This window comes from Variovorax beijingensis (assembly GCF_003951285.1).
Lineage (GTDB): Bacteria > Pseudomonadota > Gammaproteobacteria > Burkholderiales > Burkholderiaceae_C > Variovorax > Variovorax beijingensis.
Genome location: NZ_RXFQ01000015.1, coordinates 1 through 13,753, shown reverse-complemented (window position 1 = coordinate 13,753; position 13,753 = coordinate 1). Strand labels below are relative to the sequence as shown.

10 protein-coding genes and 1 pseudogene are annotated in these 13,753 nt (G+C 60.5%); 10 read left to right on the top strand and 1 reads right to left on the bottom strand.

Features of this window, described 5'->3' with window-relative positions; all coding sequences use genetic code 11:
- Positions 1-8: 8 nt before the first annotated feature.
- Entirely contained in the window at positions 9-329 is a 321-nt protein-coding gene (locus tag EJO66_RS22955) for a transcriptional regulator (protein ID WP_125966275.1), read from the bottom strand.
- 867 nt (positions 330-1,196) lie between these two features.
- Here EJO66_RS22955 and EJO66_RS22950 point away from each other — a divergent pair.
- The 10 genes and pseudogenes from EJO66_RS22950 to EJO66_RS33230 form a co-directional block, all read left to right on the top strand.
- Complete coding sequence (locus tag EJO66_RS22950) at positions 1,197-1,877, top strand: hypothetical protein (RefSeq protein WP_125966274.1); 681 nt, start codon at positions 1,197-1,199, stop codon at positions 1,875-1,877.
- Entirely contained in the window at positions 1,834-3,807 is a 1,974-nt protein-coding gene (locus EJO66_RS22945) for an integrase catalytic domain-containing protein (RefSeq protein WP_164547886.1), read from the top strand. Before EJO66_RS22950 ends, EJO66_RS22945 begins: the two co-directional genes overlap by 44 nt.
- On the top strand, positions 3,804-4,760 hold the full coding sequence (locus tag EJO66_RS22940; RefSeq protein ID WP_125966272.1) for a TniB family NTP-binding protein: 957 nt from the start codon (positions 3,804-3,806) through the stop codon (positions 4,758-4,760). Before EJO66_RS22945 ends, EJO66_RS22940 begins: the two co-directional genes overlap by 4 nt.
- The gene (locus tag EJO66_RS22935) at positions 4,750-5,751 is read left to right on the top strand and encodes a TniQ family protein (RefSeq protein WP_164547885.1); all 1,002 of its coding nucleotides are present in this window, start codon (positions 4,750-4,752) and stop codon (positions 5,749-5,751) included. The genes EJO66_RS22940 and EJO66_RS22935 overlap by 11 nt, the downstream gene beginning before the upstream one ends.
- Complete coding sequence (locus EJO66_RS22930) at positions 5,738-6,625, top strand: TniQ family protein (protein ID WP_125966270.1); 888 nt, start codon at positions 5,738-5,740, stop codon at positions 6,623-6,625. The genes EJO66_RS22935 and EJO66_RS22930 overlap by 14 nt, the downstream gene beginning before the upstream one ends.
- Before the next feature lie 60 nt (positions 6,626-6,685).
- Entirely contained in the window at positions 6,686-6,871 is a 186-nt protein-coding gene (locus tag EJO66_RS22925) for a hypothetical protein (protein ID WP_125966269.1), read from the top strand.
- A gap of 33 nt (positions 6,872-6,904) precedes the next feature.
- Positions 6,905-7,201, top strand: a pseudogene (locus EJO66_RS22920) (transposase); the annotation flags it as partial.
- Positions 7,202-7,541: 340 nt separating this feature from the next.
- Positions 7,542-9,779: a type I secretion system permease/ATPase gene (locus EJO66_RS22915; RefSeq protein ID WP_125966268.1), complete on the top strand. Its 2,238-nt coding sequence runs from the start codon at positions 7,542-7,544 to the stop codon at positions 9,777-9,779.
- Positions 9,776-11,251, top strand: a complete 1,476-nt coding sequence (locus tag EJO66_RS22910; protein WP_125966267.1) for an HlyD family type I secretion periplasmic adaptor subunit — start codon at positions 9,776-9,778, stop codon at positions 11,249-11,251. Before EJO66_RS22915 ends, EJO66_RS22910 begins: the two co-directional genes overlap by 4 nt.
- A gap of 418 nt (positions 11,252-11,669) precedes the next feature.
- Positions 11,670-13,753, top strand: a 2,084-nt coding sequence (locus EJO66_RS33230; RefSeq protein WP_164547884.1) for a calcium-binding protein, incomplete at its 3' end; no start/stop codon positions are given.

Below are 13,753 nucleotides of genomic sequence, written 5' to 3'. Positions count from 1 at the left end.
GGTCTGCCTTACTGCGGTTGCGCCGTCACGTGCAGTGTGAGCCCGGCTTCGCACTGCAGATGACTGATTACGGCGAACAGGTTGCGCGCCTGCGGGTTACCGCGCGGACCGAACATTCGAATGAGACTCTTGGCGGACGCCCCGGTTGCGGCCCCGAGCTGCTTAAAGCCGACAGTGGCCTTGATGTAGTCGCGTAGCACCGCCTTGCCGGACTCGACATCGCCACTCAGCATGTGCTCGACTCCCTCGCGCAGGAGCGCGTCGCGGAACGGGCGGTCTGCGCGCACCCGTGCCTGAATCGTTTCCTTGAACTCGCGCGTGAGCGCCATTTGGTCTCCTGGGGCATGCGACGCAAAGTCGCGTTATGGACAACTTGTAGGTAACGCAGATGTTACCTTGAGGCAGAGTCCACTCGCCCCCGGCCTGCAATCCTTCGATGCATCGTGCGCGCGAGCGACCGTTGGACGACAGAACGGCGAGGTCGGATTGCGACATCGGGGGTTTAGCGGCTAAATGTCATTTGATATATGCGATGGAATTCAATGTCTAACGGATAAAATTGATCCCCCAAATTCGATATATCCATTGCCGGGCGAATCTTTGTATTTTTCTTCCTCGAAGAATTCGAAGCTCAGCATGCTGTTAGATGTGTCAAATCAGGTCCAAATCACCTAGACAGCCTAGAAATTTTGAGTGAACATTGAAGAAAAGATATTTCTCTCAATTCCTGATTTCTAGGTTGAATCGTGCATACGACCTTAAAACAGCGACTGTGGTCTGAATTTGGCCCCGTGATGGATGCTGTCGCACTTTGCAAGGTGCTGCACTATCGATCGACGAACTCGCTCAATGCAGCGCACGGTAGAGGACTGCTCCCGTTTTTGGTGTTCAACCTCCCAGGACGTCGCGGAATCTTTGCTTGGACAGAAGAGATCGCCGAGATGCTCGAACTGTCAGCAGAGCGCGCCGCTAACACGCAAACTGGGTCCGACGAGCCCACCCGCTCGCGCAAGAATGAGGAGATAGCTATGTAAAGAAAAACGCCGCCCAACCTTTCGGCTGGCGGCGCTTCCCTCCGTTGAAGAAATCCCCAACGGCCTAGACAACCGCAGTTTCTTCCGGCGAAGCCCCCCCTGTCAAGAATTGCCTCGACTTTTTTGAAGGTCGGGATGGTCTTCCTTTGCCTGGAGAACTCCATGGACTTTGATTCCCTTGCGCCCGCGCGCAGGGTGGTCTCGCGTTCGCCCATTCGAACCGTGCGCCGGCTGAACCTGCCGGGCATCTTCGAGGAACCGGTGGAATGCGAGTCTTCCCTTGAACGCGACTTCGTATTGCGCGCCGCACTCTGTCCGAGCGTTGTTCGGCTGCGGCATCAGCCTTTCCAGCTCAAACAGCCGTCAGGTCCCCGGTACACCCCGGATTTCCTGGTGACGCACGCTGACGGAACACGTGTCGTCGTCGAGATCAAGCTGAGAGCGCGCGTCGAGCGCTATCGAGGCGTTTTTGACTATGCGCACGCCGAGCTGAAAGCGCATCAAGTGGATTTCTTGGTACTGGACGAGATATCGATCCGGCGCGCCAAGGCGCACGAACGGGCGGCACTTGTCCTGCGGTACCGCAAATCCGGAATAGACCCGGCCACTCGTCTTCGCCTCCTTGCCTGCGTGGGCGAATGTCCGCGCGGCTTGGCAATCGGGTCGCTAGCGAAACGAAGCGCGGCATCGCGTGTTGATGTCCTGCACCTGATCGCCGCACGTGCAGTGCGGGTCTCCAGGTCACTGGCTATCGATGACTCCAGTCTTGTCTTCCCCTCAAATTCTTCGGAGCTTTCACATGAAATTCGCCTTGAGAGTTGGTTTGACGCTGCGTTGTGGTGAGCGCAGTTTGGAACTGGTCAGAGTACTGCCTGACGGGATCGTGCAACTGGAGGAAGTGCTGACGCGTCGGGTCCAGAATATGCGCGAGGCCGAACTGATCCGGCGAATTTGGGGCGGTCGGATGATGGTCGTTTTTGACCCAGAGAGCACCGGCTCGGGACAAATGATCGAGAAATTGCCGCCCGCGTTGATAGACGTGTCGGCACTCAAATTGGAGTGGCAACAGCAAATCGAGTACCGCCTTCGCTATGTCCGCGGAATACGCGCTGCGCACGTGAGCCGAGGTCAGCGCTCCCGCATCGCCAATGTGATTCGCCGTACTGCAGAGGTCAGTGGAGACGCTTCCCCGCCGTCAGCGTCAGCAGTCATGCGCTGGATCCGCGCGTATGAGAAAGCAGAAATGAACCCCGTTGCGCTAGTGGGTCTGAACAAGGTTCAGGTCCGCCAGCGTCGTCTCCCGAGGGTTGTGGAGAAGCTCATTTCGCAAACGCTGGAGGCAACCTACTTCACCCGTGATCGTCACTCCTTGCGTCATGCACATGATTGTCTGAGACGGGAGTTGAAGATGGCGGTGTGCAACGGGCAGCTGCAGGAAGCAGAAGCGAATGTCAGCTTTACGACGCTTTCACGGCGCGTCAAGGACATCGACGCATACCGCCGCATCGCCGCGCGCGAAGGCGATGGGCGAGCACGCATGGTTTGTCGAACAACCATGGATGGCGCGGGTGCGGCGTATCCGCTCCAGCGTGTCGAGGTGGATCACACTCCGCTGAACTATGTCGTTGTTTGTGTCCGCACTGGACTACCGCTCGGCCGGCCTCTGTTGACCGTCGCGATCGATGCTTTCTCGTGCTACGTACTCGGCTTCTATCTCAGCTTTTACGGCGCCGGTGTGAGCAGCGTCTCAGGCGTGCTGCGCAGCTCAGTTCTTCCGAAAGATGAGTTGACGACTGAGCTGGGGTTGGCACGTCCCTGGCTGTCTTACGGACTGGCCGATGAGTGGATTCTTGACAACGGCCTTGAGTTTCATTCCCACGCCTTCCAGCGGATGTCTTGGGAGCTTGGAATCGACATGACCTACTGCAGGGTGCGCACACCATGGCTGAAACCACACGTCGAGCGCTTCTTCGGCGAACTCAACTTTCTCACGCTGGCGCGTGGACGAGTGCATCGACAAGTCGCCAACGCAACCAGTGTCGATCCTTACAAGGATGCCGTGATCAGTTTCGATGACCTGGTCAGGGGTCTCACGATGTTCGTCGCAGAAGTGCACCCGCTGACGATCAACGAGCGCAAGTTGGCGCGGCCCTTGGATCTGTTTCAAGAGGGGTTGGAGCGGTGTCCTCCAGCTGTCTATCCGGGAAGCATGGAGAACTTGCGCCTCGTTTCCGGGTTATCGACGCACCTGACTGTTTCTCAAGGCAGCGTGGATCTCCGCGGTGTTCCTTACGGTTCGGATGAACTGTTGCCCTGGCGGAGCGAGTTCGGCGGCAACTTCAAGACGCTGTGCAAATGGGATCCCGACGACATCGGCCATCTTTACATCCAGCATCCTAAGCGCCTGACCGAATGGGTGAAAAGTCCATCTCGCCGGGCCGACTACGCAAACGGGTTGTCGTGGAATCAGCATCTGACGATCCGGCGATTCGAACGCACCGTTCTACGCACCAAGGGGACGGTGGATGATCTTTGGGAAGCGCGCATGCGACTGCACGATCATTGGATGGATGCGAGTCGCCCCAAGGACCGCAAGAGCTCATTGCTGGCTGCTCGCGCAGCAGGCCTGACTTCAGCGGGATTCCCGAGCTCTACCAAATCTAGTCCGGACAGACCGCAAGAGGCCCCTGTCGCGGAGAACATCGTGCCCATACCCGAAGGGGTGGATGGCGAAGTACCGGAGTTCGATGCTTTTGACATGGGGTTCCGGTGAGCGCGCGCGACGACAACGAAGGCGATGTGGATTGGCCCGACGAGGAGGAGCGGCAGACCATCACGAGGCGGCTTTTCACCTACACCCCCCACGCCCTGGCTGCCGCGATACCGGTTGATCGCATCATGGTCAGTCACCCCGGCTTCAAGGAAATCTTGTCGAGCTGCGACCGCGTGTTCCAGCTCAGTCGAGAATTCTCTACGCAGCAGGGTGTCGTCGTGAGCGGTCCTACAGGCTCGGGAAAGACGGCCTTGATCCGGTATTTCCGCAGCTCATTGCCGAGTTCAAACCTGTTCGAAGTCGGACATGGCGCATTGGCGGTTCGACTTTCCAAGCGGCCCACGGTTGGGCAGCTCGTCGGAAGCCTGTTGCGTCAGATTCGGTATCCCTTTCCCAACGTCAACGCGCATACGCTGGGGGTCAAACGCAATGTGCTGATCGACGCTCTCAAGCAAAAAGGGACGCGCCTCCTGTTTGTCGATGAGGCTCATCACCTGTTGCTTCAGACCCGAATGCGCATCCGTACAGAAGACGGCAATCACGTCACCGACTGCCTCAGGGAACTGATGGACGAAGTGCCCTTGGGACTTGCCTTGTTCGGTGGAGAGGATCTCGCCGATCTGACCGGTGTGGATCTCCATCTCGCAAGTCGGATCAGCGCACGCCATCTCCTTCAATCGTTCGAGGCCGGGTCCATGTGGCATGGCTTCGTCAGGGCATTCGCAAGGCAGAGCAAAGGATTCAACCTCGACCTCCTCGCCGAGAAGGCCGAAGCGGCGCGAGTGCAAAAAGCCACTGGTGGCAATCTGCGGGCGTTCAAGCGGCTCGTCACCGAGGCCGTGCTGATTGCTGCTGATGACGGTGTCACTCGGATCGGGATCGAGCACTTGCGGACGGCGTTTGATCGTGTCTACGGCAAGCACGCGAGCTTGGGCAATCCCTATGCTGAATGAGCTCCAGCCCTTGCCGGTGGCTGTGTCTCCCCAGGAGGACGAGTCCGGTCTCGGCTTTCTGCTGAGGTGTTCGCATGCCAACGGGGTGGCGCTCCCGGAGCTTGCCAACCTCGCAGGCGCGCGATCGATCCGCTGGATGACGGCCCGTGACATGGAGGCCTTCGCCTTCTTAACTGGTGTGCCCCCGGAGTGGTTGATCACGCGCCTGAAAACCCGGCGACATGTGGATCGACGACGGCGGTACTCCTATCTCGGCTGGGAATGGGGATCCATCGCTTCGTTGCGAGTCAAGCATGCGCAGGTGTGCCCGGAGTGCCTGCTGGAATGTGCGTACTGCAAGGCGGAGTGGGAGGTCACGGCCGCCCCTGCCTGCCCTACCCACCAAACGATGCTGATGGACCGATGCCCGCACTGCGGCACGGCGTTGTCATGGTTGCGTCCCACCGTGGAAATCTGCAGTTGTGGCCGATACCTTCGGCGTTCCGCGATGTCGACCAAGCCCTCCGCCCGGATTCTGGCGTGGTGCGCAGCCATGAAGGGTCGCTTGGAGCGGAATAGCGCACCGGTCCTCGCGGGCATGCGCGCCTGCGCACTGCCAAGTTGGCTTGCTCACGTCAGCCCGGACGGTGCGTCCCGTCTAATTCATGCCCTCGGCGCGTTGGGCAGAGCCGGAGAGCGGATGTCCTCGGCGCGGGCGGTGGAAATACCAAGTCCAGGTGAGATGGCGGCGGTCGTCGAGCGAGGCTTGGCTCGCGCGGACGCGATGTTGGATCGCGCCGCGGAGAAGACCCAGGCGCTGCGCCTCCTGGTCTATGAACCCGGATTGCAGAGACTGGCGAAACAAGGCGTCGAAGCAGCCGATCAAAAAACCGCTCTTCAGCTGCTGAAACTGCTCGGCAGTGAGCCGTTGGAACGTCGGCGACTTGGTCAGAAGCGTGGAGGACGGCCGTCCAAAGGACAACTGGAACTCTTTGACCATGCCGAAAGCTGACAAAGAACCGCACGGCCTGATCGGGCTGTCCATGCCGCTGCCACTCGAGTCCCCTGCCTCCTGGCTGACGCGTGCTGCCCTGTCGCAGGGGGAGACCGTTGCTGCGCTGCTGGCCCACTTGAACCTCTCCCGGATACGCGATTTCGACCTGGCTATCGCGTCGGAGGCTGGGCGAAAAGTGATGGCGCACTGTGGCTTGTCCGAGCAGTTTGCGCTTGCCACCAAGATCTTCGGTCGTCTCAAGGGACTTGGAAATACTGGAGCCAACCTGTTGCTTGCAACCCGAGAGGGGCGGCCGCGCGCTCGGTACTGTCCGCATTGTCTGTTGGCCCAACGGGAAAGTTACTTCGAGATCCATTGCCGCTTCGTTCCCTGGCGCTTCTGTCCGCTTCACCACTGCTTGCTGGAAGACGCTTGTCCGCATTGCCGACACCCGGTCGTGCTGCCATTCGACATGGTCCTTGCAGGGGCCAAGAATTCAGGTGTCGGGTATCTGAGTCAATGTCAATCATGCGCAGGGGCATTGACGGCCGCGCAAGCCGTCGCGCTTGATAGCTTGCGCCTGTCCGACTGGGATCGCACGCTGCTGAAAAACGGGCGGGCGACCCTTGCTGCCCTCCGCGACGGCGTAGTGTGCATAGACGACCAGGTGGCCACGCCTCTGTCGAACTTGAAAAGGCTTGCTAGGATGGGGGCGCTACCGATGCGGGCAGACCAGCTGACCGCGGATGCGGCGAGGCAGACATTGGCCGCCCGAGCCGCTTCGGAGAGGAGGCCAAGATCTCAAGGAGGGACGCATATCTTCCTCTTTGGTTCGAAATACCTCGGCAAATCCGGTATTGGCGAGGAGCCCTCGCACGGCCGCTCAAGCTAGCGCAGTCGCAGGAAAGAAAGGCAAAAAATCGTGGCCCAGTCAGTGCTTGATTTGACACAAATGCCTGAGTTCAAACGGCGTCTGCAGGAGCGGCTTGCAGAGATCGCCGTAGAGAACGAGCGGTTCGGGCTCCCGAAGGCCGTTGTCATTGACGAAGTGGTGTACAGGCAGTTTCCCGACGGGAGGTTGGAGCCCGTTGACAGGCGGAAAACGAGCGACGACGCAAACGGGCGGGATTCTCTTTGAGACTCTGGCCGCACGAGGACAAAGATGAAGAACGCGGCGAGGGTGGCCCTTAAGAAGGCGCTGATCGAGCGCTCTGGGCCCTGAGATGTCGCACCACCTGGGCTATCCGAATGGCGCGAGCAAGCCCGAGGCCAGCACTGCCAATCATCGCAACGGCCGCAGCGCCAAGAGCGTGCTGACCGACAACGGGCCACTGCGCATCGAAGTCCCGCGCGACCGCGCCGGCTCCTTCGAGCCGGTACTCCTCCTCCGCAAGCACGAAACCGCTTCACCGGCTTCGACGACAAGATCGTGGCCATGCACACGCGTGGCATGACGATGCGGGAGATCTAGGGCTTCCTGCTGGAGAGCTACGGGTGGAGGTGTTGCCCCAGTGTTGATTGCCATCCGGAAGTGATGTGCACTTGGCCCGCGGATACAAGGTCGGGATTCATGGAAATCACCAATCGGCGGAATCCAAAAAATTGTCGGCATCAATGTCGATCTCATTGTCTAAAAATATCGAAAAACCGTGCATTAGTTTTGAATCTCGTTTTTCTTGATCTAATTTGTTAGAACCTTTAGGCTAATTCAAGACTTCTAGTACTAAAGTGTGTCTCGATATTGCAATTGTCAGTCAGCTCCTACTCAGGTATCTTAATGTTTCAAGAACGCCTGACGAGGGATCGAAATGGGAGTGGTGGAGACAGCCGTGCAACCGCACGGGGAGGGTGGCGCGCCGCAAAAGACTCCTGAAGCAGGGGCTGTTGCGAACCCGTCTCTGGTCGCCTTGTGTACGGTGGCTCGCTTCCACCAGATCGCCGCCGATGCCGCCCTGCTGTCGCACCAACTGGGCCTGACGCCTTCCGATCCCATCGACACCGCCACGCTGCTGCGCGCTGCCAGGCAGCTCGGCCTCAAGGCCAAGTCTTCGCGCACCACATCTGAGCGCCTGTCCCTGACGCCCTTGCCCGCGCTGGCCGTGCTACGCAATGCCGACGGCAGCGAGCGCGTCGTCATCCTCGCCCAGTCCGACGCCCAGCGCGTGCTTCTGCAGGACCCCTCCGCCGCCTCGGCCGAAGCCGCCCGCCCCGTCATCGAACCCCTGGACGTCTTTGCCGCGCACTGGAGCGGTGAACTCATCCTCCTCACCAGCCGCGCCAGCCTCGCAGGAGAGCTCGCCAAGTTCGACTTCTCCTGGTTCATCCCCAGCCTCGTCAAGCACCGTAAGCTCTTGGGCGAAGTGCTCTTCATCTCCTTCATCCTGCAGCTGTTCGCGCTGGTCAGCCCGCTCTTCTTCCAGGTCGTCATGGACAAGGTGCTCGTGCACCGCGGCATGACCACGCTTGACGTGCTCGTCATCGGCCTTGTCGTCGTCGTCGTCTTCGAATCCTTGCTGAACGGCCTGCGCAGCTACATCTTCAGCCACACCACCAACCGCATCGACGTCGAGCTCGGCGCGCGGCTGTTCCGCCACCTCGTGCAACTGCCGCTGGCCTACTTCCAGGCGAGGCGCGTCGGCGATTCGGTCGCCCGCGTGCGCGAGCTCGAGAACATCCGCAGCTTCCTCACCGGCAACGCGCTCACGGTGCTGCTGGACGTCGTCTTCTCCGTCGTCTTCGTGGCCGTCATGCTGTTCTACAGCGTGCCGCTCACGCTGATCGTGCTCGTGAGCATGCCACTGTACTTCGGCCTGAGCCTGGCGGTCGTGCCCATCCTGCGCCGGCGCCTGGACGAGAAGTTTGCGCGCGGCGCCGAGAACCAGGCCATGCTGGTGGAGACCGTCAGCGCCATCCAGACCGTCAAGGCCACGGCGCTCGAGCCGGCCTTCGGCCGCCGCTGGGACAACCAGCTCGCCGCCTATGTTTCCGCCAGCTTCCGCACCCAGAATCTCGCGAGCTGGGCGCATGAAGGCGTCAACCTCATCGGCAAGCTCGTCAACGCCGCCACCCTCTGGTACGGCGCCCACCTTGTGACGAACAACGACATGACCGTCGGCCAGTTCGTCGCCTTCAACATGTTCGCCCAGCGCGTGAGCCAGCCCATCATGCGCATGGCCCAGCTGTGGACCGACTTCCAGCAGACCGGCATCTCCATGGCCCGGCTCGGCGACATCCTCAACACCCGCACCGAGGTGCCGCCCAGCACCGCCGCCCAGCTGCCCGCCCTCAAGGGCCGCGTCACGCTGGACAACCTGACCTTCCGCTACCGCCCCGAAGCCGCGCCCGTGCTGCACGGCGTGAGCCTCGACGTGCGCCCCGGCGAAGTCATCGGCATCGTCGGGCGCTCGGGCTCGGGCAAGAGCACGCTCACCAAGCTTATCCAGCGCCTCTACGCCCCCGAGCAGGGGCGCCTCTTGGTCGACGGCATCGACATCAGCCTGATCGATGCCGCGCAGCTGCGACGACAGGTGGGCGTGGTGCTGCAGGAGAACACGCTCTTCAACCGCAGCGTGCGCGAGAACATTGCCGTGGTCGATCCGGCCGCGCCGCTCGAGGCCGTGATGCACGCCGCGCAGCTGGCCGGCGCCCACGAATTCATCAGCGAGCTGCCCGAGGGCTACGACACCCTGGTCGGCGAGCAGGGCGCGAGTCTCTCGGGCGGGCAGCGCCAGCGCATCGCCATCGCCCGGGCCCTGTTCACCCACCCGCGCATCCTGATCTTCGACGAGGCCACCAGCGCGCTTGACTACGAGAGCGAGGCCATCGTGCAGCGCAACATGGCGCACATCTGCAAGGGACGCACCGTCTTCATCATTGCCCACCGGCTCAGCGCCGTGCGGCATGCGAACCGCATCATCGTGATGGACAAGGGGCGGATCGTCGAAGGCGGCACGCACGACGCCCTGTTGAACCGGCCCAAGGGCATCTATGCGCACCTGTGGGCGATGCAGGGCGGCGGCCAGCCAACGGAGGGGGCCGCGTCATGAGTGCAGACGTTTCCACCACCGCACCGGCGGCCAACGCGCCGAGCGTGCGCCACCCCGCGATCGAACTGCTCGGGCGCTACCGGGCCGTGTTCCGGGCCGCCTGGCAGCACCGCCATGAACTGGCCGGGCCGAAGCGGCTGTCCGACGAGGCGGCGTTCCTGCCTGCGGCCTTGAGCCTGCAGGACACGCCCGTGCACCCGGCGCCGCGCCGGCTGGCCTATGCGCTGATCGCGCTGTTCCTCATCGCCTTGGCCTGGGCCATCTTCGGGCAGGTCGACATCGTCGCCGTGGCGCCCGGGCGCATCATCGTGAGCGAGCGCACCAAGGTGATCCAGCCGCTGGAGGTGAGCGTGGTCAAGCGGGTGCTGGTCAAGGACGGCGACCACGTCGAGGCCGGGCAGGCCCTGGTCGAACTCGACCCCACGACGGCCAATGCCGACAAGACCAGCATCGACGAGCAGTTGAAGTCGATGCAGTCCGAAGTGCTGCGCACGCGCGCGCTGCTGCAGGCGCTCAACACGCCAACGACCTCCCGGGCACCGGAACTGGGCAAGAGCATGCCAGCCGGCTGGACCGAGGTCGACATCGCGGCAACGAAGGCTCAGCTGAGCGACGAGTGGAGCGACATCACCGCCAAGCTCGCCAAGGCTGCGTCCGAGATCAATCGCCGCCAGGCCGAGATCGCCACGGTGCGCGAGATGGTCGCCAAGCTGGAGACCACGGTGCCGATTGCGAAGCAAAGAGAAGCCGACTTCCACCAGCTGGCCAACCAGGGCTTCATGTCCAGCCATGCGAACCAGGACCGCACCAGGGAGCGCATCGAGCTGGAGCGCGACCTCGCCACGCAGCGCGCCCGGGTCGCGGAAGCCAATGCCACCCTGCGCGAGAGCGAGAACACCAGGGCGGCCTACATCGCAGAGACCAAGCACAGCCTGCGCACGCGGGAGGCGGCGGCCGAGCTCAAGCGCCAGCAGGGCACGCAGGACCTGGCCAAGGCAGGGCAGCGCGAGCGGCTGACCACCTTGAAGGCGCCGGTGGCGGGCACGGTGCAGCAGCTGGCCATGCACACCGAGGGGGGCGTGGTCACGGAAGCCCAACCGCTGATGGTGATCGTGCCGGACGGCGCGCAGGTCACGGCCGAGGTAACCCTGGAGAACAAGGACATCGGCTTCGTGAGCCCGAGCCAGGACGCGGCGATCAAGCTGGAGACGTTCCCGTACACGCGCTACGGGACGGTCAACGCCACGGTGAAGACGGTGACGGCCGATGCGGTCAACGACGAAAAGCGCGGGGCGATCTTCCCGGTGACGCTGAGTCTGAACAGCACGACCATCGATGTGGACGGCAAGCCGATCAAGCTGAGCCCGGGGATGAATCTCACGGCGGAGATCAAGACGGGGAAGCGAAGGATTATTGAATTCCTACTCAGCCCCGTGCAAAGAGCAACCAGCGAGAGCCTGAGGGAGCGTTAACAGAGACGCATTGCATGACGATCATTTGAAGCAAGAGGCCGTTATGAGTAGCTTGATAAATTTAAATTTCGAACCAGGCTTGCATTAATTAATTGATATGAATATGCCAATGAAATTTCATTTATGTCTTCTTTCTATGTTTTTTTTGTGGTCTTGCCACTCCTCTAATTCCGAGGGAAGAGTGTATATAGATTCTTCCGATTACAAATATCGAACCACAAATTCCAAAATCCCATCAGAAATTGCCAATGCTATTGTTGAAAATCGTGAATCGAAAATTCTTCTGGTTGCCTGCCCAACGGCAACGGTTTCAATGATAGCTCCGCTTCAGCAGTTGCTTTCACTTAAACCGAATATTACTGTTCACCTTGTGCGCGATGATTGTGTATAAAGTTCTTGTTTTTCGAAGGAATTTATAATGGCAGATTATCTTGGTACCGTTAAAAAAGTAATTAAAGAGGGGCTCAAAGAGGGGGCTCAAATTGGAGGCGACGCTTGGATCGCCAGTCAGGGAGAATCTGGGCTCGGCGTCGACTGGAGCCAAGGAGGTTGGCCTTTTAAGGGAGCCAATATCGGTTGGAATCTGTTGAGCTATACAAAGCCTCTAGGAGGTAGCCTCTATGAATTTGACGAGCGTGGCTACATGCGCCGGACCGATGGATATACCGGTGATCCTTATGTAGATGAATACAACGACGGTCGCAGGCAAATGAAAGAGGCAGATTGGCGCGCCCTAGAAGAAGAGTTGAAAAGGGCCATGCCGTCCAATGAATATTTGCCTTTTCTCGATCCAATTCCTGTCCCAGGCCTAGGCATTAATATGTGTTACCGGGACGCCAAAGGCTGGCGACAACCCGTTGATCCATTGATGTTGGACTTGGATGGCGATGGCTTGGAACTCAAGGCTGCCGATGGTTCAGTCCTGTTCGACCACGACGCCGACGGCGTCAAGACAGGCACCGGCTGGATTGGTTCTGACGACGGCATCCTCGTGCGCGATCTCGACGGCAACGGCCTCATCCAAACCGGTCGCGAGCTATTTGGTGTCGACACTGTCAAGCAAAATGGGGAGAAGGCGGCCAATGCTTTTGATGCCTTGGCCGACCTCGACAGCAACGCGGACGGCAGCTTCACCAGCGCCGATTTGGCCTGGGGGCAGGTCAATGTCTGGCGCGATCTCGATCAGGACGGCATCTCTGATGTGGGCGAGCTCTTCTCGCTGGACGAGTTGGGCATCACCCGCATCGGGGTGAGCGGCAGCGCCACCAACACGACCGGTGGCAGTCAGGCCGGCACGACCGTCAACGGCAACTTCATTGCGCAAAGCGCAAGCTTCACGCGCAATGGTGAAACCCACAGCGTGTCATCCGCCAATCTCTCTGCGGGTGCCATCGACCTGGACTCGAGCAACTTCCACCGGGAGTTCACCGACCACATCCCATTGACTGACATCGCCAAGGCACTGCCGACGATGCAAGGTTCCGGTCGGGTGCGTGATTTGGCCGAGGCCGTGAGCCTGAGCCCGGACTTGGCGGTGGTGCTCACGACCTTCAGTTCAGCCACGACGCGCGAGGCGCAGATGGCGCTGATCGACAACCTGATCACCACCTGGGCCAAAAGCAGCGACTTCTGGAGCAGCATCGAGGACAACCTCGGCGGCAAGGACAACATCAGCCTTGGCATCACGGTGCCAGCGGGGATGACCATCGATCAGTTCCGCAACCTGATCGGTGTGCTCGAGGCGTTCAATGGCGAACGCTTCTACGAGAAGCCCAGCACCACCCAGGCGGCGCAAGCCGTAGCGGGTTTCACCAGCAGCACCAGTACGACGACTTCAGGCGGCGTGACCCTCGTACGCCCAGCCTATCTCATCAACCCTCCCGCAGCGCAGTTGGCATTGCTTCAGCAAAGCTATGAGAATCTGAAGGAGAGCATCTATGGGGGCCTCGTTCTGCAGACCCGGCTCAAGCCCTATCTGGACGCCATCGATCTGACGATCGACGAAAGCGGAGTCGGATTCGACCTCACTGCACTGACGGCAAAACTGGATGCGCTGAAGGTCAGCGACGAACGTGCGGCTTTGATCGATCTTGTGGAACTCAATCGGTATGCGCCTGACACGCTACGCGCCGTCGGGTTCAACGGATTGAGCCTGCTTAATATCTGGATAGATGCACTTCCAGGCGCATCCCCATTGCGCGCGGAGCTTGTGAGTCTGAATGTTTATGTTGATGCGACAACGAGCGGAACGGTAAAAGATGACATTTATCTCGGCAACAGCAGCAGCAACAGTTTCAGCGCCGGTGCCGGAAATGACATCCTGGATGGTGGGGCGGGCAACGATTCCCTCATCGGCGGTGCGGGGAACGACACTCTGATCGGCGGCGATGGCAACGACTCCTTGTCCGGCAGTGCCGGCAACGATTCCCTGCAAGGCGGCGGGGGCAACGACACTCTGTACGGGGAAGCCGGCAACGATGTCCTGTACGGCGGCGCGGGCGG

Excerpts from the sequence above, each read along its gene's own strand:
- EJO66_RS22955 (WP_125966275.1), bottom strand. The coding sequence starts at position 329 with ATGGCGCTCACGCGCGAGTTCAAGGAAACGATTCAGGCACGGGTGCGC.
- EJO66_RS22950 (WP_125966274.1), top strand. The coding sequence starts at position 1,197 with ATGGACTTTGATTCCCTTGCGCCCGCGCGCAGGGTGGTCTCGCGTTCG.
- EJO66_RS22945 (WP_164547886.1), top strand. The coding sequence starts at position 1,834 with ATGAAATTCGCCTTGAGAGTTGGTTTGACGCTGCGTTGTGGTGAGCGC.
- EJO66_RS22935 (WP_164547885.1), top strand. The coding sequence starts at position 4,750 with ATGCTGAATGAGCTCCAGCCCTTGCCGGTGGCTGTGTCTCCCCAGGAG.
- EJO66_RS22930 (WP_125966270.1), top strand. The coding sequence starts at position 5,738 with ATGCCGAAAGCTGACAAAGAACCGCACGGCCTGATCGGGCTGTCCATG.
- EJO66_RS22925 (WP_125966269.1), top strand. The coding sequence starts at position 6,686 with ATGCCTGAGTTCAAACGGCGTCTGCAGGAGCGGCTTGCAGAGATCGCC.
- EJO66_RS22915 (WP_125966268.1), top strand. The coding sequence starts at position 7,542 with ATGGGAGTGGTGGAGACAGCCGTGCAACCGCACGGGGAGGGTGGCGCG.
- EJO66_RS22910 (WP_125966267.1), top strand. The coding sequence starts at position 9,776 with ATGAGTGCAGACGTTTCCACCACCGCACCGGCGGCCAACGCGCCGAGC.